The sequence below is a fragment of the Stutzerimonas sp. genome, from assembly GCF_982611455.1.
Window position 1 is genome coordinate 15588 of sequence record NZ_CEXBBO010000022.1, and the last position, 21132, is coordinate 36719.

Here is a 21132-nt window from a genome sequence, read left to right on the forward strand (position 1 = left end):
CGATGCGTTTCAATCTCTCCGCCTGGGCGCTGGGCAACCGGCAGATCGTCGTTTATCTGATGTTGCTGATGGCCGTTGTGGGGGCGCTGTCGTACAGCAAGCTCGGCCAGAGCGAGGACCCGCCGTTTACCTTCAAAGCGATGGTGATCCAGACCCAATGGCCGGGCGCTACCGCTGAGGAAGTCTCCCGCCAGGTTACCGAGCGCATCGAAAAAAAGCTGATGGAGACCGGCGAGTACGAACGCATCGTGTCCTTCTCGCGTCCGGGTGAATCCAACGTGACCTTCATGGCGCGTGACTCGCTGCGCTCCGGGCAAATACCCGATCTCTGGTACCAGATCCGCAAAAAGATCGGCGACATCCGCCACACGCTGCCGGCCGGCGTGCAGGGCCCGTTCTTCAACGACGAGTTCGGCACCACCTTTGGCAATATCTATGCGCTGACTGGCAAAGGTTTCGATTATGCCGTGCTCAAGGATTATGCCGATCGCATTCAGCTGCAACTGCAGCGTGTAAAGAACGTTGGCAAGGTCGAGCTGATCGGCCTGCAGGACGAGAAAATCTGGATCGAGCTTTCCAACGTCAAGCTGGCCAACCTGGGAGTACCGCTGGAAGCCGTGCAGCAGGCGCTCGAAGCGCAGAATGCAGTGATGTCGGCGGGTTTCGTCGAGACGCCGAGCGACCGTGTTCAGTTACGTGTCACCGGCAGCTTTGAAACGGTCAAGGAAATTCGTGATTTCCCCATCCGGGTCGCTGGCAGCACTTTCCGTATCGGCGATGTGGCGGAGGTTTACCGCGGTTTCAACGATCCGCCGGCACCCCGTATGCGCTTCATGGGCGAGCCGGCGATTGGGCTGGCGGTCTCGATGAAGGCCGGCGGCGACATACTGATGCTCGGCGAGGCGCTGCAAGGCGAATTCGCTCGGTTGCAGCAGGAGCTGCCGGCCGGCATGGAGTTGCGTAAGGTGTCTGACCAGCCGGCAGCGGTAGAGACCAGCGTAGGCGAGTTCGTGCAGGTGCTCATTGAGGCGCTGGCAATCGTGCTGCTGGTGAGCTTCTTCTCACTTGGGGTGCGCACCGGCTTGGTGGTCGCGCTGTCGATCCCGCTGGTGCTGGCGATGACGTTCGCCGCCATGCACTACTTAGATATCGGCCTGCACAAGATTTCGCTCGGGGCGCTGGTATTGGCGCTCGGACTGCTGGTGGACGACGCGATCATCGCGGTGGAGATGATGGCGATCAAGATGGAACAGGGCTTCGACCGGCTCAAGGCGGCGAGTTACGCCTGGACCAGCACGGCCTTTCCGATGCTCACCGGTACGCTGATCACCGCGGCCGGTTTTCTGCCGATTGCCACGGCACAATCGAGTACCGGTGAGTACACCCGTTCGATTTTTCAGGTAGTGACCATCGCGCTGGTTGCCTCGTGGATCGCCGCGGTGATGTTCGTCCCGTTATTGGGCGCCAAGCTGCTGCCCGATCTGGCCAAGCGTCACGCGCAAAAACACGGTGGTAGCGATGCAGGACACGATCCTTATTCCACGCCGTTCTATCAGCGGGTGAGGCGGATCATTCACTTCTGCGTGCGTCGGCGCAAAACCGTGATCGTATTGACGCTGTTGCTCTTCGTCGGCGCGATCGCTCTGTTCCGTGTCGTCCCGCAGCAGTTCTTCCCGGTATCGGGGCGTCTGGAGCTGATGGTCGATCTCAAGCTGACCGAGGGCGCCTCGCTCAAGGCCACCGAAGCCGAGGTGCGTCGCCTCGAAGAACTGCTCAAGGACCGCGCCGGTATCGACAATTACGTCGCCTATGTCGGCAGCGGCTCGCCGCGTTTTTACCTGCCCCTCGACCAGCAGCTGCCTGCTACCAGCTTCGCCCAGATCGTGGTGCTGGCTAAGAGTATCGAAGAGCGCGAAGCCCTTCGCAGCTGGCTGATCGAGCGCCTGCGTGAAGATTTTCCGACCTTGCGCGGACGCGTCAGCCGTCTGGAAAACGGTCCGCCGGTGGGCTATCCGATTCAGTTCCGGGTAACCGGTGAGCATATCGATGTGGCTCGCAAGCTGGCGCGCCAGGTCGCCGCCAAGGTGCGTGAAAATCCATATGTCGCCAACGTTCATCTGGACTGGCAAGAGCCGAGCAAGGTGGTCTGGCTGAATGTCGATCAGGACCGTGCCCGCGCCCTCGGGGTCAGCACGGTCGAGCTGTCGAGTTTCCTCAAGCGCACCTTCACCGGCACCACTGCGGGCCAGTTTCGCGAGGACAACGAACTGATCGAAATCCTGCTGCGCGGCACCGAACGCGAGCGCGAAATGTTGTCGATGCTGCCCAGCTTGGCGATTCCTACCGCCAGCGGTCTCAGCGTGCCCTTGTCGCAAGTCGCAACGCTGGAATATGGCTTCGAGGAAGGGGTGATCTGGCATCGCAATCGCCTGCCGACGGTGACGGTGCGTGCCGATATCTATGGCGAACAGCAGCCGGCCTCGCTGGTCCAGCAGATCGAGCCGACGTTGAGCGAGATTCGCGATGCGCTACCCAGCGGCTATTTGCTGGAAGTCGGCGGGACGGTGGAGGATTCCAGCCGCGGACAGGCCTCGGTGAATGCCGGAATGCCGTTGTTCATCATCGTCGTGGTCAGTCTGTTGATGCTTCAGCTCAAAAGCTTTTCGCGCTCGGCGATAGTCTTTCTCACAGCGCCGCTGGGGTTGATCGGCGTTGCGCTGTTCCTGCTGTTGTTCGGCAAACCGTTCGGTTTCGTCGCGATGCTAGGCACCATCGCGTTGTCGGGGATGATCATGCGCAACTCGGTGATTCTGGTGGACCAGATCGAGCAGGACATCGGCGCCGGTCAGGATCGCTTCAACGCCATCATCGATGCCACGGTGCGCCGTTTCCGGCCCATCGTACTGACCGCACTGGCCTCGGTGTTGGCGATGATTCCGCTGTCACGCAGCGTGTTTTTCGGGCCGATGGCGGTAGCGATCATGGGCGGCTTGATCGTCGCGACCGCGCTGACGCTGCTGTTCCTGCCGGCGCTTTACGCCGCTTGGTTCCGCGTGAAGGAAGAGCGCCCGGCATAAGGGCGCAACTGTCCGGCATCAAATCAGATGCCGGCGGCTTGCAGTAATTGGTCGGCCGCCGCCTTGGCCTGCAGCGCCTGGTCGGCCGGCCCCTCGATATGCGCCATGCTCAACGCACCCTCGATCAAAAATTGCAGTTGCCGCGCAAGCTGCTCCGGCTGCGGTGCGTCGAGCGCTTCGAGCAGTTCGCGCAGATGCGTCTGAAACTGGACCTTATACGTCGCCGAACGCTGATGAATCGGATGATCGCGGTCGTGATATTCGGCGGCGGCGTTGATGAACAGACAGCCACAGAACGCGCTCGGGCTGTGAATCATGTTGTTCAACCCTTCGAAAACGCCGAGCAACGCCTTGCGTGGCGGCAGTTTGTCGCGCGCCTCGCGCAGGCGCTCGAGCATTGGCTGCTGTCGCGCGTCGAGCACCGCGAGAATCAGCTCTTCCTTCGACTTGAAGTGCTTGTACAGCGTCATCTTCGCCACGCCGGACTCGCTGAGAATCCGGTCGATGCCTGTGGCGTGGTAACCCTCTGTGTAGAACAACCGCTCGGCGGTGCTGAGCAGTAGGTCGCGCTTGTTCGTTGCCATGTAAGTCTCCTCGGGCGGCCATTATGCGGGAGCGATTCTTTTCCCTCCAATCCGTCATCTTCATAAGCATTTTGTGCTTGCAGTATACAGACAGGTCTGTCTATTATCCAGTTGTGACTTACCACCCCCATCTTGCGAAGGAGCGACACGATGAAACTTTACGATCTGACCCTGTCCGGTAATTGCTACAAGGCGCGCCTGTTTCTCAGCCTGATCGGCCAGACGGCTGAGCTGGTGCCGGTGAACCTGCTGCAAGGCGAGCACAAGCAACCTCCGTTTCTCGCCGTCAATCCGCGCGGGCAGGTTCCGGTTCTGGAAGATGGCGATGTGCGAGTGGCTGACTCACAGGCCATCCTCGTCTATCTGGCGCGGCGCTATGCCGATGAGGCCTGGTATCCGCAGGACGCGCTGATCCAGGCGCGCATCGTTGGCTGGCTGAGTTTCGCTGCCAACGAAATGCATCACGGCCCGGCCACGGCTCGGGTAGGGCGCTTGTTTCGCCGTCCGATTGACGAACCCTTGACCGCCAGCCGTGCGCTCGCGGCTTTGCAGCTGGTCGAGCAGCAGCTTGCCGAGCATACCTGGCTGGCAGAAACCGCTGCGCCAACCATCGCCGATATCGCGGTGTATCCCTACGCGGCGCTGGCGGGCGAAGGCGGTATTGATCTCGGCCCGTATCCGGCAATACGTGCTTGGTGCTCACGCATTCGTGAGTTGCCGGGCTACATCGGCATGCCCGGCTTGGAATAGAACGGCTTGGAATAGGAGTAACCGCGATGAGCAGCCCCTTCCACGTCGGCGAGCAATGGGTTCAGACCCGTGCCGGCGTCCGCGATAAAGCCGAGCAGATAGGCAGCCGTGTGATCCGCTCGTCCATGCCTGACCAGCACCGGGAGTTTTTCGCGCAGTTACCGGCTTTGTTAGTGGCAGCGGTGGACAGCGAAGGTCAGCCTCATGCGTCGGTACTCTGCGGTGAGGCCGGGTTCGCCTGGTCGCCGCATCCGGCTCTGCTTTGTGTCGGTGCCAAGCCACAAATCGACGACCCGATCGCACCATTGTTGCAGCCGCGCGCCGCGGTCGGTTTGCTCGGGCTCGAGTGGCCGACCCGACGACGCAACCGCATGAATGGGCGAATCGTCGAAAGTGATGAGCAGGGCTTCAGCGTTGCAGTCGCTCAGTCGTTCGGCAATTGCCCGAAGTACATCCAGGCTCGCGATTGGCAGGCAACTCCACGTCTGCCGGGGTTAATGCTCGAAGGCGACGGCCTGGACGAACAATGGCTCGCGCTGATGCGCAGGGCGGACACGCTGTTCATTGCCAGCCAGAGTTCGGACTCGCAGGGCGGCGGGGTGGATATCTCGCATCGTGGCGGACCGGTCGGTTTCATTGAAGTCGGTCGGGACGGTCGTCTCTGGCTACCGGATTACAGTGGCAATCGGCTGTTCAACACGCTTGGCAATTTGCTGCGCGAGCCGCGCTGTGGACTGCTGCTGATCGATTTCAGCAGCGGCGATCTGCTGCATTTGCAGGCGCGTGCCGAGCTGATCTGGCCGGAGCAATACGCGACGTTGGGCGTCACGCCGCCGCCTGGCGCCGAGCGGATGCTCGCGCTGACGCCGGGGCGCTGGACGCTACGGCGCTCGCGCCTGCCGCTGGCGTTCGCTGCTCCTCAAATTTCGTCGTTTCTTCCCGAGGCAGGAGTGTGAGCCATGCGCAGCCTGAAGATTATTGGCTTTTCATTGATGCTATTGACCGGGACGCTGAATGCGGCGGAACTACGCTTCAGTTTGGTTCGCACCGCGCAAACCACTTCCAGCAGCGAATACGCCTGGCGCGACGGTGGCTGGGTACAGCCGCCAGTGGTCAACCACATCGCCGTTTTGATCGAACATCGAGGCAGTCGATTGTTATTTGGCACCGGCCTTGGCCGGCAGATCGATGCGCAGCTGGATAGCGCGACTCCCTGGCGAGGAAAGCGCTACGGTGCCGTGCAGCCCGTGCGTGATCAGCTTGAGCGCGATGGCATCACTGTCGAGCGGGTTGTTCTGGGTTGCGCCCGTTGGGAATACGCGTCCGGGCTGGCTGACTTCGCCGATCTACCGGTCCTGGCCAATCCGGAAAGCATCCATTACGCCCGCAACGCGACGCCGCCCGCGGTAATTCCGGCGCAATTCGCCCATGACGTCAAATGGCAGCCGCTGCGCTTCGAACGGCGTCCATTTCAGGGGTTCGAGGAAAGTCTCGACCTGTTTGGCGACGAACGGTTGGTGCTGGTAAAACTGCCCGGACATGGCGCTTTGGGACTGTTTCTGATGCTGGATGATGGACGGCGCTACTTCTTTCGTGGCGACGCCGTGGGCAGTGAAAGCAGCCAAAAGCCAATGCCTGCTGAGGTCTTGCAGGTACAGGATGCTCAGTTGCAAGCGCGGCTCGGTTTTTATCCCAGGTGGGTTGAATAGAAGAGGCGCTAACGGCACCGAACCATTGCTCTGTCAGCCCCGTTTTTGAGCGGCTCCGTTCGTCTGCTTGGGCACGCTGAACGAAGCGCCTCCAGCTAAGCTTAAGCCTGTGATTTCCCTAGAAAGCCAGGCCGGAAAAGATGGGCGCAGTATGGCGGACCGATACATCCCGGGTAGGTGGCAGCAAACGAGCGCCATTTATCAAAAAACCCGGTAAGAACCCCACGCACGGCAGCCGTTTGGCACGCCGTATAAGCGTGTTGCTGGGCGTTTCGTTGCTTGCCGGCGGTGGCTACGCCGCCTGGCATGAAATGCACACTTCAAAGCTGCAAGCGCTCTGGCTGAGCCGTTACGCAGAAAATCTCGACTACCAGATCGGCTCGGGCACCAGTGACAGTATTCAGTTTCCCGACGCAGGCCCTTTCGACCGTCGGTTGGGCTACGCCGACCTGCCAATGTTTCTTGGGCGGTTGGCCGACCGAGGTTTCGATATTCAACAGCAGATGCGCTTTTCGCCAGCGTTGCAGCGGTACGCCAGTCGTGGATTTTTCGTGCCGTACCCGGAGAAATCGCAGGCCGGGTTGACTATCGATGATTGCCGCGGCGAACCGCTGTACGCCAACAGTTATCCACACCAGTACTACGAGACGTTCGATGACGTGCCGCCTGTCATCGCGATGAGCCTGCTGTTCATCGAAGATCGCGGGCTGCTCAACGCCGAGCGCCCCCGCGCCAACCCCGCCGTGGATTGGCCGCGCTTCACCATGGCCGCCATCAGTCAGGTGGAAAAGCAGCTCGGGTTGCCGGTTCAGGCGGCTGGTGGCAGTACGCTCGCGACGCAAGTGGAGAAGTACCGCCACTCTCCTGACGGGCGGACCGACAACGCCGAAGAAAAAATCCGGCAGATGATTTCAGCCAGTGTCCGCACTTATCGCGAGGGCCAGCAGACACTGGCCACGCGCAAGCGCATCGTTCGCGATTATCTCAACAGCGTCCCGCTGTCCGCCGCCTACGGTCATGGCGAAGTGCACGGCATCGCCGATGGCTTGCGCCTCTGGTTTGGTGCGGATTTCGCCGAGGTCAACCGACTGCTGGATTCGCGCCGCAATGCCGGTACAAGTTACGAAGCCCAGGGGTTGGCGCTGCGTCAGGTGCTCTCGCTATTAATCGCCCAGCGGCGCCCGTCCTATTACCTCGGTGCAGGGCGCGACGACATGGCGGCGCTCACCGATAGTCACATCCGTCTGCTGGCCAACGGCGGTGTGATCGGCACGCGGTTGCGCAACGCGGCGCTGCAGCAGAAGGTCAGCTTCCGCAATCTGCGCCTTGAGCCAGGCATCCACGAAGTGCCGACCAGCAAGGGCATCACTGCCGCGCGCATGCGCCTGAGCAGTCTGCTCGGCGTGTCGTTGTACGACCTGGATCGCCTAGATTTGGCCGCGACCACGCCGCTGCATGGCGAATTGCAGAAGCAGGTCAGCGAATATCTTCAGCGCCTGGCAGAGCCGGAGTTCGCAGGTGAGGTCGGGCTGTTCGGCGAGCGCATGCTGTCACCAGAGCGCACCGCCGACGTCCGCTACAGCTTCACGCTGTTCGAGCGCGGCGAGCAGGGTTTCCGCGTGCGGGTGCAGACCGACAACACCAACCAGCCGTTCGACATCAACGAGGGCAGCAAGCTGGAGTTGGGTTCGACCGCCAAGCTGCGTGTGCTGACCACCTATCTCGAAGTCATCGCCGAGCTGCATGACCGTTACGCGCGAAGCGAGATCAGCGAATTGCGCAAGGCCGAAGCGGTCGATCCCCTGACGCGCTGGGCCCTGGCTTATCTGATCCAGAACGAGGATCGCGACCTGCAGGCGATGCTTGATGCCGCGCTGGAGCGGCGTTATTCGGCGAGCCCTGCCGAGCGCTTCTTCACTGGCGCCGGGATGCACCATTTTGGCAATTTCCGTCACCAGGACGACGGCCGTTTGCCGACCATGCGCGAGGCTCTTCAGGAATCGATCAACCTGCCATTCGTGCGGTTGATGCGCGACCTGGTGAGTTACAGCACTTATCAGACGTCCAACGGCGCCGAGTTGTTGAAGAGCGATGACAACCCCGAGCGCCGCGAGTACCTGAGGCGTTTCGCCGATCGAGAAGGCTCGGTATTCCTCCAGCGGTTCTGGAAAAAATACCGCGGCAAGACCGCCGACGAGCGCATTGAAGTATTGCTCGACGGCATGCGACCTACGCCGCCCCGGCTTGCCGCTGTGCATCGCTATCTGATGCCGGAGGCCGATCGAGCCGCGTTCGACCGCTTCCTCAAAAAAGGTCTGCCTGACCTCGAACTCAGCGACAAGGCACTCGATTCGCTGTACACCCGCTACGGCCCCGGCACCTACAGCCTGCCGGATCAGGGCTATATCGCTCGCGTGCACCCGCTGGACTTGTGGCTGTTGGGTTACCTGATCAAAAACCCGGAGGCGGGTATCTCCGAGGTGATTGCCGCCAGCACCGCCCAACGCCAGGAGGTTTATGGCTGGCTGTTCCGCAGTCGGCACAAGAGCGCCCGTGACAGCCGCATCCGCATCATGCTGGAGGTGGAGGCGTTCACCGATATACACCGTCGCTGGCAGCGTCTGGGTTATCCCTTCGATCACTTGGTGCCGTCACTGGCCACCGCACTGGGAAGCTCCGGCGATCGTCCAGCCGCGCTGGCGGAGTTGATGGGCATCATCGTCAACGACGGCATACGTCTGCCCAGCGTGCGTATCGACAGCCTGCACTTCGCCAGCGACACACCGTACGAAACCCGCTTGGGTATCACGCCGGACGCTGGCGTTCGGGTACTGCATAGCGAAGTCGCGGCAACCTTGCGCGAGGCGCTGGCCAGTGTGGTCGAGGGCGGGACCGCGAGGCGCTTGCGAGGCAGCTTCTTGCAGACCGATGGTGAGCCACTGCGAGTCGGCGGCAAGACCGGGACGGGGGATAATCGTATCCAGACCGTTGGTGCGGGTGGCCGCTTGATTAGCTCGCTGGCGATCAACCGGACCGCAACCTTCGTTTTCTATCTCGGCCCGAACCACTTCGGCACCTTGACCGCTTACGTTCCGGGGCGCGGTGCGGACAGCTTCCGCTTTACCTCAGCATTGCCGGTACAGGTGCTCAAGGGCATGGCGCCGATTCTCCAGCCCTATCTGCAGGTGGGCGCGCAGACGCAATGTCAGCCGCCGGCGGAGCCGATCAATCCGACGCTGACTGCCAGCATGGTGTCGAGACGCTGACTGTCCTCAGCTGACGTAGCGCTTGATCGGTATGAAGGATTGCCGGGCGCCTTTCGCTCGGCGAGACTTGCTCGATCAGCGCGCCCGATAATGGGCGCTGCGTAAGGAAGAGGGCCGGGCATGAAACTGCCGATTTACCAGATCGATGCATTCACCGATGAGCTTTTCAAGGGCAACTCCGCTGCGGTAGTGCCGCTGGAGCAATGGTTGAGCGATGCGCAGATGCAATCGATCGCCATCGAGAACAACCTGTCGGAAACCGCCTTTTTAGTCCGCGAGTCGGACGGTGCCTTTCACATCCGCTGGTTCTCGCCCCTGACCGAAATTGACTTCTGCGGTCACGCAACCCTGGCCAGTGCCTTCGTGCTGCTCAGCCAGGGGCTGGCGACGGCGCCGCTGACGTTCCGTGCAGTCGCGGTAGGCGACATCAGCGTCGCGCAGCAGGACAGCGGCTTGTTGGAAATGAACTTCCCCAATCGTGAACCGGAGCGCGTAGAAAATCCTCCAGCGGAACTGCTCAACGGCCTCAGCCTCTTTCCTCAAGCAGTCCTGAAGAACCGTCAGGCCTGGTTCGCCGTGTTCGAGGACGAGGATCAAGTACGCAGCCTGACGCCGGACCTCGCTGCGTTCAAAACGCTTGCGCCCCTTGACGTGGTGATCACCGCGTCGGGGCGCGAGCAGGACTTCGTCTCGCGTTATTTCTGGCCGGCCAATGGCGGCGATGAGGATCCGGTGACGGGCTCGATCCATGCTGGCCTCGCGCCTTACTGGGCCCGGCGTCTGGGTAAATCGTCGCTGGTTGCGCTGCAGGCCTCGCGTCGCAGCGGGCTGCTGTATTGCCGGGTAGAAGGTGAGCGGGTGTTCGTCGCCGGGCGGGCGGTGCAGTACCTGCAGGGGACGATCGAGATCTAGCGTAGCGCGTGAAATCGTAGGGTGGGTGCAACCCATCAAGGTCGCGCTGATGGGTTGCACCTGCGCGGTCCGCCCCGTCCTACGAATTGCAGCGGCAGAACGCGGTGCCTCGTATGCTTCGGCGTCTTGTCTAAGATCCAATTCCGCTTCGTTGCGCCCTGTTAGAACGACCTGATCATCCGCCCAAGCAACTCCATGGCCTTCTCGCAACGCGCATCCCAGGGATGGCCATGGTTCAGTCGTGCGCAATTTCGAAACCGCTGAGTAGCCGAGAAGATCGGGCCTGGGGCGAGACTGATGCCCTGCGCCAGGGCGAGCTGCAGCAGCTGCAGGGAATCCACTTGCCGCGGGAATTCGAACCACAGAAAGTAGCCGCCGCTGGGGCGCGTGACCCGCGTGCTGGCCGGAAAATGCCGGGCGGCAGAGGCGAGCATGGCGCCTTGCTGCATTTCCAGCGCGTGGCGCAGCTTGCGCAGGTGACGGTCGTAGCCGCCGTGCTGCAGGTAATCGGCGATGGCTGCCTGGGCCGGGACCGAAGGGGAAATGGTGGTCATTAACTTGAGTCGGCTGATCTGCTCGGCGTAACGCCCGCCGGCGACCCAACCGATCCGATAGCCCGGCGCGAGGCTCTTGGAGAACGAGCCGCAATGCATCACCAACCCTTCACGGTCATGACTTTTGACTGGCTTGGGCGGGGCTTGGGTGAAATACAGTTCGGCATACACGTCGTCTTCGATCAACGGCACCTGATGCCGCTGCAGCAGCTCGTAGAGCTGCCGTTTCTTGGGCTCACCCATGCTCGCGCCCAGTGGATTCTGCAGGCTGCTCATGAACCAGCACGCCTTGATCGGCAGGGTGGCGAGGCTGCCTGCAAGCGTATCCAGATCAATGCCGTCGCGCGGATGCACCGGGATTTCCACCGCTTTTAGCTTAAGTCGCTCCAATACTTGCAGCGTGGCGTAGAAGGCTGGCGCCTCGATGGCGACCAGATCACCTGGTTCGGTCACGGCCTGCAGGCAGAGGTTCAGCGCTTCCATGGCACCAGTGGTTATCACCAGTTCGTCCATTGGCAGCATGACGCCGCTGACCATGTAGCGTAGGGCGAGCTGTCGGCGCAGGGCCGGATTGCCGGCCGTCATCTCGGCGATCACTTCGCTAGCGGGCATGTCGCGCACGCTCTGCGCCATTGAGCGTGCCAGGCGTTGTAGGGGGAACAGTTCAGGACTTGGGAAAGCCGAGCCGAAGGGCACGGTATTCGGATCACGCAGCGAGGCAAGCACCGAGAACACCAATTCGCTGACCCCAACGTCGGTGGTTTCGGCTAATCGTGGGCTGATCTCGGGTTCGTGCAATGGACGCTTGGCGTGCTCGCGAACAAAGTAGCCCGAGCGCGCCCGTGCCTGAATCAGGCCGCGGTCCTCGAGCAGATAGTAAGCCTGGAAAACCGTAGAAGGGCTGATGCCATAGGTGCGGCTGGCATGGCGCACCGACGGTACTCGCTCGCCGGGCGCCAGTACGCCGGTGCGGATCAGTTCAGCTATCTCGTCTGCGAATTTTTCGTAGCGCTTCATCTTGTTCCGAATCATTGGCGGCAATGCTGGGTGACGATACTGGAGCTAGGTGAATGCGGACATCGGTTCGCGATGCATAAGTATTGGCCGGGGCAGCTGTTGGAATGGGTACCCATCAACCCGAACTGATGGGTTGCACCTAGGCGGCCCGACCCATCCTACGAACGGCACCGAGGAAAACGCGTGTCTTGGATGGCTCGATTAGCGGTTCGCAGGCGCGATGAAGGTGCTCAAGACACTCGCTCGGCTTGCCGGATCGTTCGCATCCTTGATTTCGAAGCGCAGCTCGCGGCTAGAAGTGTTGGTGTCGACCAGCACCACGCTCAGGGGCACAACTGCGATTTCGCCTGGTGCCAAGTCGATTTCGAGCTGACCGTGCAGTCCGAACGGTCCCTTGCCGAGCGAAATCGTGTACTGCCGGTGTTGCTGGGTCTTGTTGATTACCTTGAGGCTGTACATGTTTTCGATCTGCCCCTGCATGTTTTCGCGATACAGGGTGCGGTCCCTGGCGACGTCCAGCGAGAGCATTGGTCGTTCATTTAGCGCCCAGGTAAAGGCACCGAACATTAGAAGCAGAACCGCTGCGTAGCCGATCAATCGCGGACGAAACAGCCGCGTCCTGCCGCCCTGCAGCGCGCGCTCTGATGTGTAGCGAACCAGCCCGCGTGCGTAGCCCATCTTGTCCATCACGCTGTCGCAGGCGTCTATACAAGCACCGCAGCTGATGCAGTCGAGCTGCAAGCCGTCGCGGATGTCGATGCCGGTGGGGCAGACCTGCACACAGAGGGTGCAATCGATGCAATCGCCCAGGCCCAGAGCGTGCGGATCGCTTTCCTTGCGGCGCGCACCGCGGCTTTCTCCGCGGCTGGCGTCGTAGGAAACCACTAGGGTGTCGGCGTCGAACATCACGCTCTGGAAGCGAGAATAGGGGCACATGTGCAGGCAGACCTGTTCCCTTAACCAGCCTGCGTTGATGTAGGTGGCAGCGGTGAAGAAGAACAGCCAGAAACCGGCGATCGGGCCCACATCCAGCGTGAGTAGGTCGCGTGCCAGCTCACGAACCGGGGTGAAGTAGCCAACGAACGCGATTGCCGTCGCGAGGCTCACCGCCAACCAGATTGCATGTTTGGCCGCGCGGCGTAGCAGTTTCGCCGCTGACCAGGGCGCGGCGTCGAGTTTGATTCGTTGGCCGCGGTCGCCCTCGGTGACCTTTTCCGCCCACATGAACATCCAGGTCCAGGTGCTCTGAGGACAGGCGGAGCCGCACCATACGCGACCGGCCAGCACGGTGATGAAGAACAGTCCGAAGGCGGCGATGATCAGCAATGCCGACAGCAGGATGAAGTCCTGCGGCCAGAAGGTGGCGCCGAAGATGTGGAACTGCTGTTTGCCCAAGTCCCAGAGCACCGCTTGCCGGTCTTCCCAATTCAACCATTGAGTGCCGAAGTAGAGCAGCAACAAAAGGCTGCCGCCAAGCAGGCGCAGATTGCGGAACAGGCCGGTGAAGCTGCGCGTATGAATCGGTCCGCCAGTCTGGGCTGGTGTCAGGCGTATGGGTTTGCTCGGATCAACGCTTTCGATGATCCTGGCGGGAATTCGTTCGGTCATTATGCGCGCCCCTATCAGTCAGTTAGGCGGCGCAGATCATCCGTCCGGCGTGAGTTGCGTAACAGGTTCAGGTAAACACAAAAAATACGGATCAGATCGAGCATGGAAGGATGCTGGTTGGCGGACAGCCAGGGCCAGATGGCCCGCCGTATCCGCATCTGCGCCCAGGTTCGCTTTCGATCTGGCGGAGGGCAGGAGCAAGCATGCGGCGCTACGCCACAGGCAATCGATGCCAGTTCACAAGCCTGTGATCCGCTTTTTTTGTGCCTATCTGCACCTGTTTCGTGGCTGCTGCGCCGGGTGATAGTCCGAAGCTTGCATCGGACGTGGGCGCGTGCTGCCATTCGTCGCCTGGCCTAGGCCAGTCGCGATCTGTTCTGCTGTCGATAAGGAAACACCATGATTCTCAAAGGCCTGACCTTGCTGGTAGTGCTGCAGTTGCTTGGCAGCGTCATTAACCTCTTGCTGCTGCCTGCGCTGCCCGGACCGATCATCGGCATGGTGTTGCTGTTCGGCCTGCTGTTGCTGCGCCGTGGCATTCCTGAGCCTCTCGAAAAAACTGCAGCGCTGCTGTTGCAATACTTGCCGCTGCTGCTGATCGTACCGGCGGCAGGAATCATGACCAGCAGCGATGCCTTGCTCGCCGACTTGCCCGCTATTGCGGCTGGCCTGGTTTTATCGCTGATGGTGACCGTGCCGTTCTGCGGATGGCTAATGCAATTCCTCATTAGGCGGATGGATCGGCGGCAGGAGAACGAAGGATGAGCCGTCCGGAATGGAGCCAAGTCTGGGCGATGACGTTGAATCACCCGCTGTTTTCCGTGGCGTTGACGCTGATCGCATTCCAACTGGCGCTGGCGCTATACCGGCGCAGCGGCTGGCTGGTGCTGCAGCCGGTGATGGTAGGAATGTTATTGGTCGTAGGAACGCTCTACCTTTGCGGAGTCGATTATGCGAGCTACCGCGAGGGTGCCTCGATGATCGCCGTGCTGGTCGGCCCCGCAACGGTGGCGTTGGCGGTGCCGCTGTATCGCCATCTTAGGCGCATCCAGCAATTGTTCTGGCCGATCCTCATTACCTTGCTGAGCGGCGGCGTACTGGGTGTCTTTCTGACACTGGCGATAGCCGGGGCGATGGGCGCGGACCTGTCGGTGCTGATGAGCCTGTCACCCAAAGCTGCAACCATGCCGATCGCCATGCTGGTTGCCGAGCAGATTGGCGGCCTCGCTTCGCTGGCAGCGGTTTTCGTCATGCTCACAGGTGTCATCGGCACTGCGCTAGGGCCTTGGCTGATGGGCTGGGCCGGTGTGGACCATCCGGCTGCGCGTGGCCTGAGCTATGGCATCAACGCCCACGCCATCGGCACGGCGCGCGCACTGGAAGAGGGCGATGAGTGCGGCGCCTTCGCGGCGTTGGGTATGAGTCTGCTGGGGATTCTGATTGCGCTGTTTTTGCCGCTGGCGTTGGGCTGATTTCAATAAGTTCAGGCTGCCTATGTTCCGCTACTGCTTCTCTGTAACTATCGGGCAGAATTCGTAAGCCTTCATTCGGCTACTTGTTGCAATGTGGAAGCCCATAGATTTAGTTTGGCTCGCTATAGGTTGGGCGCGATGCGCTCCAAATATCTGGAGCGTTCACCGCTAATCCGTGCTATGCAATAGTTAAGCGTGGCCTCATAAGCTTGAGTGCCAGTCTCTATCTGATAGGTTTCCAGTGCGCAATTTGCATCCCGCAGCTTAATCCATAGCCGTTGAGAATGTTTTATTCTTTGGATATATTCTTTGCTCAAGGCTCGGTTTGATTTGTATTGGCTAGAAACTCTTTCTAGAAGGCTGCGATATTGATTATTCAGATCTTTATCTGCTTTTGTCTTCTCATATATGGAACACTCGAAAACTTGTTGGCTGCTCTCAAGTGATTTGCAGGAACTACTTTCTGGATCGGTAGCGTAACTGGTTGTCGATGCGATCAATAAACTGATGGCTGTCGCTAGGTAGGTTAAGTATTTCATTGGCCGTCCTTAGCTGCTCTTCTCAAATAGTCAGCTCTGTGTCTGCCACTTTCATATTGGCTTATCGCTGGTGTGTTTTCGATGTATCTGATCAGTTCATTTGCGTCATTATTCATTCCTGCTTTCATCGGATTTGGCCCTTTGGTGAAGCCCTGATAAACAAAATCCACCAATATATCCTTTATTACCTGATGAAGGTTAGCCCACTCTGTTCTGTCTGGTTCATCGGAGGTCCAGTCATCGTAATTGGTGATGGCTCTGCGTACATAGAAAGGATAAATTAAATTGAATAGTAAAATTTGCTGGTCGAAGCTTATCGCTCCTATTTTTTTCTTATTTTCTATTACAAATTTCTGCGCATGAGGGCCTTTCAGGTTATGTGCTTGAGATATTTCCGAAGCTTGCGTTGTGCTAATGCCTGCCGCGATCATGTGATTATATATCTCCGACTCGCTTCTTGATCCCATGTCATAACCTCGACCCAAGGTGACGCCTGATAGCTCATTGCCTGGCCAATGGATCGTCCGGCTGAAATATGCTGAGCTAGGAATGTCGTTCCCTTCGGCATCGAATGTAATTCGACCTTCCTTGATTGTCGGTTTTTGCTTTATTGCATGGGTCGCAAATAAACCTATTGGGTGGAAGTGCCAAGCGACGCTATCCGCTGTTATCCCATGTTTCCCGGCCAAATCTTTCCACCACGACAACCTTTCAATCCGCTTCTTCTCTTCAACCCAATCCAAGTTCGGGGCGGCGGAGTTGTGGTCCATCAGCTCATCCAACTCATCCCATTTGACCGGATTCCAGAACCATTCGCTTTCGTGGCGGGTAATCAGCTGGGCGATGGACTGGGCGTGCCAGGGTTTACTTATGGCGGTGCGGATTTCTTCGGGGGTGATTTTCTGGTCGCCGTTTCCGTCAAGGATGGCCTGCAGGCGCTGCTTGATCGGGCCTTTGTCGGACAGGTCGATCATGCCTTGGTAGCTAGCCCGTTCATCTTCGTTCAGGCGGCGTAGGGCTTCGAGGTGATACGCCAGGGCGTTGACCGGACGTTCGCCGTCCTCGATGAAGTCGTAGCCTTCCCATTCCCACGGGCTGTGGCGGGTGGTGATCATTTCCTGTTCGGCCAACCAGCCGCTGATTGGCTGGCCGTCTTGGTCCGCTAGCAGATTGTCGAGGCGCCACCAGCGGATTTCTGGACTGCATGACGTACCGTGGTTGCTGGCCGGGGCGATCAGCTTGGCGTCCGCGGGCAGGCTGTCGAGAAGGCTTTGCGGGAGGATCAAATCAACGCCGATTGTGACGCCCTCATCGCTGATATCGGGGCTAATACCTGCCCGGTGCGGGATAAGCTTGCTGGCGCCTTTGTGGATTTTCAAAAGGGTTTTCTGTTCATCCGGCAGGCGAGCTGCGTGAGCTCGGCTCGACGCGATGAATGCGGGTACATCGTCACAGCTGAACACCTCCAGATGCAGCAATGGCTGAGGCGTGCCCTCGCTTTGATTCTGATATTGGCCGAGGTGGCCGATAAGGTCGCCGGCCTTGATTGGTATCGGAGCGTCCAATGCCACCACCTTGTCCATGGCTTGGGGTTCGCGTTGTGCTTTAAGAAATTTGATCGCGAGGTAGCCCGGCAGGGCTTCTTCGTCGCCGGTAGGCTCCAGCGCTGGCTCCGCCGTGCCGCTGATGATGCTCAGCAGCTTGCGAAACTCGCCGTTTCCGGCACTGATCTTGATCCGTGCTCCGTTGGATAGCGCGGCCAGGATCGCCGCGTTCTGATTGGCCTCGGCGCGTACATTGAGGGCCGAGCCCTGGGTTGCGACGCGGTATGTTCCGTCGCCCCAGAATTCCGGGTGTGGCAGGTTTGTTTGGCGTTGGTAGCCGGCCCAGTCCTGCAGATGCATATACAGGCTGTAGAAGATCAACACTGGCGCGGTCGATGTAGGCGTAGTGCCTAGTGGCGGTGGCGACAGGCGATGCCTGACCAGGACGAAGCCGGTGGAAAATAGTGCGCGTTTGATCAGCGGGATATCGCCTGTGTATTCGCTGATCGGGTATTGCTCGTCGATACGGTAAGCGATTACTTCACCATCGGCGATGCAACGAACGCTGGACTGATTTAAAGCCGTGTCGGTGCCTTTATCGAAATGCACGCCGCCATGCCACAGGCCGTTCGCCCCCATTGGGTAATAACCGCCGTTGGCTTTGGCCAGGCTAGTCAACTCCGCGAATGGGTGGGCAGCGCCACTGGGAAAGGGATAACTCCAATTTTCAATGTTGTCAGGCATCGCCACTGTCCTTGTTCTGAATGGCGCGGGCATTCATTGCCCGCGCTTTTTCCCGTCCGATGAGCCAGCGAAGCTGAGCGCTCACCTGGCCGCGCAAACCATGCGACAAAGCACTCCGGCGGTGCAAACGAACAGCGCAGTTTTATGGCCTGATTCGCAGCAAATACGTCGACTGCGCAATGAGTTGCACAGTTGCAGGCTAATTCGCGTGTATCCGATGCAGCGCTGGTTTGGCTATAGCAATCCCGGTGGAGAGGGGCTGTACGAGGCGATGTATCGGATTCCGCCTTCCGCTGAGACTTGGCTGATGTCAACTGTTGCGCTTGAACGATCTGCGCCTAGGCTTAGAAACCACCATTGAGGAGTGATCCCATGTTCGAGCAGTTTCAGCGAGACGAGTGCGAAGTCAACGGCGTGCGAATCGCTTATCGCAAAGGCGGTTCCGGGCCGCCCTTGCTGCTGCTTCACGGCTACCCACAAACTCATGTCATCTGGCACAAAGTTGCCGATCAGCTGGCTGAACGTTTCACCGTCGTAGCGGCTGATTTGCGCGGCTATGGCGATAGCAGTAAGCCGGAGGGCGGCGACAATCACATCGCCTACAGCAAACGAGAAATGGCGAGCGACCAGGTGGAGCTGATGCACGCGCTTGGCTTTGAGCACTTCGACATAATTGCGCACGACCGCGGAGCGCGAGTCAGCCATCGGCTGGTAATGGACCATCCGGCAGCCGTGCGACGGCTGATTTTGCTGGACATCGCGCCAACGCTCGCCATGTACAGCCAGACCGACGAAACCTTCGCTCGCGCTTACTGGCACTGGTTTTTCCTGATTCGTCCGGCGCCGCTGCCAGAAACACTGCTCGAAGCTGACCCAGAGCTCATCCTGCGCACCGCCGTGGCGACTCGCGCCGACCATGTGCATCCCTTCAGCGATGCCGCCTATGCCGAATACCTGCGCTGTATGAAGCTGCCCGGCACCATTCATGCGTTTTGCGAGGACTATCGTGCCAGTGCCGGTATCGATCTTCAGCACGATCAAGAAGACCGCGTCGCCGGAAGGCGTATCGAAGCGCCATTGCTGGTGCTCTGGGGAGCCAAAGGTGTCATCGAGCGTTGCTTCGATCCGCTGAAGGAATGGCGCGAGGTAGCGGCTGACGTGCAAGGCAAATCGCTGCCGGCCGGTCATTACATACCTGAAGAAGTGCCTGATCTGTTGATGAAAGAGGCGCTGGAATTTTTGGCATGAACAAAAACGGCAGAGCGGGATGCGGTGTTATCGAATTATTAGATTAATTCGTGTCGAAAAATGCACCCATATGTCCAGCTATTCAATAAAAGATGACCTCACTCATCGCCCGGTAGCGCTTTCAACCCTCCGGGCTGGTTTCACTCAGAGGTTGCTATCGATGATCGAATTACGCCCCCGCGCCGAACTCGGCGGTGCGAAACACGGCTGGTTGGATACCCGTCATCACTTTTCTTTTGCCGATTACCACGACGCCGCCCGCATGCACTGGGGACGCCTGCGAGTCTGGAACGACGACACCATCGCACCGCATTCGGGCTTTCCAAAACACGCGCATAGCGACATGGAGATCATCACCTACGTGCGCAAGGGCGCGATCACTCACGAGGATAGTCTGGGTAATCGCGGCCGCACCCTGGCGGGCGATGTGCAGGTAATGAGCGCCGGCACCGGTATCGCTCACAGCGAATACAACCTGGAAGACGAGCCCACCGAGATCTTCCAGATATGGATCTACCCCGACCAATCCGGCCTGCCGCCAGCTTGGGGCACGCGTCCTTTCCCGGCGGGCGAGCGGGCCGGAGCCTTCGTCACGCTCGCCAGCGGCAGAGCTGACGATGGCGATGCGTTGCCGATCCGTGCCGACGCGCGTTTGGTGGCGGCGACACTTTCAGCCGGGCAGGTTGCCGAATACCAGATCGACCCTGGTCGGCTGATCTATCTGGTGCCCGCCAGTGGGCGCATCGAGATTGGTGATCACATCGCTGCGGCGGGTGATGGCCTGGCGGTGCGCGATGAAGCGTTGCTGACGATCAAGGCGCTGGAAGACAGCGAAGTGGTGCTGGTCGACGTGCGCTGAACACCGATGATTATTGAGTCCAACCCGAACATATAACCCAGGAAGAGGAAACAGAGATGGCGAAGATTCTTGTGCTGTACCACTCGATGTACGGCCACATCGAAACCATGGCCAACGCGGTAGCCGAAGGCGCGCGCCGTGTTCAGGGCGCCGAGGTCACTCTCAAGCGCGTGCCGGAAACGATGCCGGAACAGGCATTCAAGAATGCCGGCGGCAAGACCGATCAGGCCGCGCCCGTCGCTTCTCCGGCCGAGCTGCCCGATTACGATGCGATCATCTTTGGCACGCCGACCCGCTTCGGCAACATGTCCGGGCAGATGCGCAACTTCCTAGACCAGACCGGCGGCCTCTGGGCCAAGGGCGCTCTGCATGGCAAGGTCGCCAGTGTGTTCACCTCCACCGGAACCGGCGGTGGACAGGAAATGACCATCACTTCCACCTGGACCACCCTGGCGCACCACGGAATGATCATCGTCCCGACTGGCTACGGCATCGGCGAATTCTTCGATATTTCCGAAACCAACGGCGGCACGCCTTACGGTGCCTCGACGATCGCCGGCGGTGACGGCTCGCGCCAACCGTCCAACAAGGAATTGACCATTGCTCGCTATCAGGGTGAGCTGGTGGCTCAGGTCACGACCAAGTTGAAAAACTGAAGCCGTCGATGCGGTGCCGGGCGGCTTGGCCGCCAGGCGCTGCGTTGTATGTCCGGTGCGAGTTCATCGCTCGTTTAGCAAAAGGCCGTACATCCATTCATCAACGTAGCGCTCATCGGAGGCACGCTTGTAAGCGGCCCGTTGAACACCTTCGCGAATGAACCCGAAGCGTTCGTAAAAGGCGATCGCACGCGGGTTGTCCGCCTCGACCGTCAGTTCGACTCGGATGACGCCGGCTTCGCGCAGCCGAGAGAGGGCATCGTCCATCATCGCTCTGGCTATCCCGCTGCCTTTCACCTCCGGCGCCACCGCCAGGGTTCCCAGATAGGCAACATGCGCCGCGCGGCCCAGATGCCGTTGCGCCTTGTAGAAGCCCTGCACGCGGCCTTCGACTTCGTACACGTAGAAGCAGCCGCTTTCGAACAATGGATCGAACACCTTGCCGAAGTCCGCCCGAGGCATCGGGTCGAAGCCGAGATAGGGCACCACTTCTTCATGCATGTAGATGTCGTAGACGCGGTCCAAGTCGGCTGGAGTCGCGAGTCGGCGCATGTACCTCTCCGTAATGTCCTGTGCGCATCGGCTGCAAATGG

The 21132-nt window shown here is 59.8% G+C and carries 17 protein-coding genes; 11 read left to right on the plus strand and 6 right to left on the minus strand.

Annotated features, from left to right (window positions below):
* Positions 1-2 precede the first annotated feature (2 nt).
* Entirely contained in the window at positions 3-3077 is a 3075-nt protein-coding gene (locus AC2LD7_RS14070) for an efflux RND transporter permease subunit (protein WP_484598355.1), read from the plus strand.
* A 23-nt stretch (positions 3078-3100) separates the two neighbouring features.
* Here the strand turns inward: AC2LD7_RS14070 and AC2LD7_RS14075 are convergent, their stop codons facing one another.
* Positions 3101-3661: a TetR/AcrR family transcriptional regulator gene (locus AC2LD7_RS14075; RefSeq protein ID WP_484598356.1), complete on the minus strand. Its 561-nt coding sequence runs from the start codon at positions 3659-3661 to the stop codon at positions 3101-3103.
* A gap of 150 nt (positions 3662-3811) precedes the next feature.
* Between AC2LD7_RS14075 and AC2LD7_RS14080 the strand changes: the two genes are divergently transcribed.
* The 5 genes from AC2LD7_RS14080 (at position 3812) to AC2LD7_RS14100 (ending at position 10298) form a co-directional block, all read left to right on the plus strand.
* Positions 3812-4411: a glutathione S-transferase family protein gene (locus AC2LD7_RS14080; RefSeq protein ID WP_484598357.1), complete on the plus strand. Its 600-nt coding sequence runs from the start codon at positions 3812-3814 to the stop codon at positions 4409-4411.
* 26 nt (positions 4412-4437) lie between these two features.
* On the plus strand, positions 4438-5367 hold the full coding sequence (locus tag AC2LD7_RS14085) for a pyridoxamine 5'-phosphate oxidase family protein (RefSeq protein ID WP_484598358.1): 930 nt from the start codon (positions 4438-4440) through the stop codon (positions 5365-5367).
* 3 nt (positions 5368-5370) lie between these two features.
* Positions 5371-6120, plus strand: a complete 750-nt coding sequence (locus AC2LD7_RS14090; RefSeq protein ID WP_484598359.1) for an MBL fold metallo-hydrolase — start codon at positions 5371-5373, stop codon at positions 6118-6120.
* Positions 6121-6260: 140 nt separating this feature from the next.
* Complete coding sequence (locus AC2LD7_RS14095; RefSeq protein WP_484598360.1) at positions 6261-9386, plus strand: transglycosylase domain-containing protein; 3126 nt, start codon at positions 6261-6263, stop codon at positions 9384-9386.
* Between the two features lie 132 nt (positions 9387-9518).
* Positions 9519-10298: a PhzF family phenazine biosynthesis protein gene (locus AC2LD7_RS14100; protein WP_484598415.1), complete on the plus strand. Its 780-nt coding sequence runs from the start codon at positions 9519-9521 to the stop codon at positions 10296-10298.
* A 161-nt stretch (positions 10299-10459) separates the two neighbouring features.
* Here AC2LD7_RS14100 and mapR read toward each other — a convergent pair whose 3' ends face one another.
* Together mapR and ccoG are read right to left on the minus strand one after the other, a co-directional pair.
* Positions 10460-11869: a GntR family transcriptional regulator MpaR gene (gene mapR, locus AC2LD7_RS14105; protein ID WP_484598361.1), complete on the minus strand. Its 1410-nt coding sequence runs from the start codon at positions 11867-11869 to the stop codon at positions 10460-10462.
* Positions 11870-12070: 201 nt separating this feature from the next.
* Positions 12071-13477, minus strand: a complete 1407-nt coding sequence (gene ccoG / locus AC2LD7_RS14110; protein WP_484598362.1) for a cytochrome c oxidase accessory protein CcoG — start codon at positions 13475-13477, stop codon at positions 12071-12073.
* A gap of 399 nt (positions 13478-13876) precedes the next feature.
* Between ccoG and AC2LD7_RS14115 the strand changes: the two genes are divergently transcribed.
* Complete coding sequence (locus AC2LD7_RS14115; protein ID WP_484598363.1) at positions 13877-14242, plus strand: CidA/LrgA family protein; 366 nt, start codon at positions 13877-13879, stop codon at positions 14240-14242.
* A complete protein-coding gene (locus tag AC2LD7_RS14120) occupies positions 14239-14949 on the plus strand; it encodes an LrgB family protein (RefSeq protein WP_484598364.1) in 711 nt (236 codons plus the stop codon). Before AC2LD7_RS14115 ends, AC2LD7_RS14120 begins: the two co-directional genes overlap by 4 nt.
* 122 nt (positions 14950-15071) lie before the next feature.
* On the opposite strand, the gene AC2LD7_RS14125 is transcribed toward AC2LD7_RS14120, so the two are convergent.
* Both AC2LD7_RS14125 and AC2LD7_RS14130 read right to left on the minus strand, forming a co-directional pair.
* On the minus strand, positions 15072-15488 hold the full coding sequence (locus tag AC2LD7_RS14125) for a lysozyme inhibitor LprI family protein (RefSeq protein ID WP_484598365.1): 417 nt from the start codon (positions 15486-15488) through the stop codon (positions 15072-15074).
* Positions 15485-17776 carry a hypothetical protein gene (locus AC2LD7_RS14130; RefSeq protein ID WP_484598366.1) on the minus strand — a complete coding sequence of 764 codons (2292 nt, stop codon included), beginning with the start codon at positions 17774-17776 and terminating at the stop codon, positions 15485-15487. The genes AC2LD7_RS14125 and AC2LD7_RS14130 overlap by 4 nt, the downstream gene beginning before the upstream one ends.
* Before the next feature lie 372 nt (positions 17777-18148).
* On the opposite strand from AC2LD7_RS14130, the gene AC2LD7_RS14135 reads away from it, so the two are divergent.
* From AC2LD7_RS14135 to wrbA, 3 genes are all read left to right on the plus strand, one after another.
* Entirely contained in the window at positions 18149-19024 is an 876-nt protein-coding gene (locus AC2LD7_RS14135; RefSeq protein WP_484598367.1) for an alpha/beta fold hydrolase, read from the plus strand.
* Positions 19025-19184: 160 nt separating this feature from the next.
* Positions 19185-19883: a pirin family protein gene (locus AC2LD7_RS14140; RefSeq protein ID WP_484598368.1), complete on the plus strand. Its 699-nt coding sequence runs from the start codon at positions 19185-19187 to the stop codon at positions 19881-19883.
* 56 nt (positions 19884-19939) lie between these two features.
* Positions 19940-20539, plus strand: coding sequence for an NAD(P)H:quinone oxidoreductase (gene wrbA, locus AC2LD7_RS14145; protein WP_484598369.1), 600 nt, complete (start codon positions 19940-19942; stop codon positions 20537-20539).
* A 63-nt stretch (positions 20540-20602) separates the two neighbouring features.
* Here wrbA and AC2LD7_RS14150 read toward each other — a convergent pair whose 3' ends face one another.
* Positions 20603-21091: an N-acetyltransferase family protein gene (locus AC2LD7_RS14150; RefSeq protein ID WP_484598370.1), complete on the minus strand. Its 489-nt coding sequence runs from the start codon at positions 21089-21091 to the stop codon at positions 20603-20605.
* Between the last annotated feature and the right edge of the window lie 41 nt (positions 21092-21132).

Coding starts and splice junctions, on each gene's coding strand:
- AC2LD7_RS14135 (WP_484598367.1), top strand. CDS start 18,149: ATGTTCGAGCAGTTTCAGCGAGACGAGTGCGAAGTCAACGGCGTGCGA.
- AC2LD7_RS14080 (WP_484598357.1), top strand. CDS start 3,812: ATGAAACTTTACGATCTGACCCTGTCCGGTAATTGCTACAAGGCGCGC.
- AC2LD7_RS14150 (WP_484598370.1), bottom strand. CDS start 21,091: ATGCGCCGACTCGCGACTCCAGCCGACTTGGACCGCGTCTACGACATC.
- AC2LD7_RS14095 (WP_484598360.1), top strand. CDS start 6,261: ATGGGCGCAGTATGGCGGACCGATACATCCCGGGTAGGTGGCAGCAAA.
- ccoG (WP_484598362.1), bottom strand. CDS start 13,477: ATGACCGAACGAATTCCCGCCAGGATCATCGAAAGCGTTGATCCGAGC.
- AC2LD7_RS14140 (WP_484598368.1), top strand. CDS start 19,185: ATGATCGAATTACGCCCCCGCGCCGAACTCGGCGGTGCGAAACACGGC.
- AC2LD7_RS14075 (WP_484598356.1), bottom strand. CDS start 3,661: ATGGCAACGAACAAGCGCGACCTACTGCTCAGCACCGCCGAGCGGTTG.
- AC2LD7_RS14085 (WP_484598358.1), top strand. CDS start 4,438: ATGAGCAGCCCCTTCCACGTCGGCGAGCAATGGGTTCAGACCCGTGCC.
- AC2LD7_RS14130 (WP_484598366.1), bottom strand. CDS start 17,776: ATGCCTGACAACATTGAAAATTGGAGTTATCCCTTTCCCAGTGGCGCT.
- AC2LD7_RS14120 (WP_484598364.1), top strand. CDS start 14,239: ATGAGCCGTCCGGAATGGAGCCAAGTCTGGGCGATGACGTTGAATCAC.
- AC2LD7_RS14070 (WP_484598355.1), top strand. CDS start 3: ATGCGTTTCAATCTCTCCGCCTGGGCGCTGGGCAACCGGCAGATCGTC.
- AC2LD7_RS14090 (WP_484598359.1), top strand. CDS start 5,371: ATGCGCAGCCTGAAGATTATTGGCTTTTCATTGATGCTATTGACCGGG.
- AC2LD7_RS14115 (WP_484598363.1), top strand. CDS start 13,877: ATGATTCTCAAAGGCCTGACCTTGCTGGTAGTGCTGCAGTTGCTTGGC.
- wrbA (WP_484598369.1), top strand. CDS start 19,940: ATGGCGAAGATTCTTGTGCTGTACCACTCGATGTACGGCCACATCGAA.
- AC2LD7_RS14125 (WP_484598365.1), bottom strand. CDS start 15,488: ATGAAATACTTAACCTACCTAGCGACAGCCATCAGTTTATTGATCGCA.
- mapR (WP_484598361.1), bottom strand. CDS start 11,869: ATGAAGCGCTACGAAAAATTCGCAGACGAGATAGCTGAACTGATCCGC.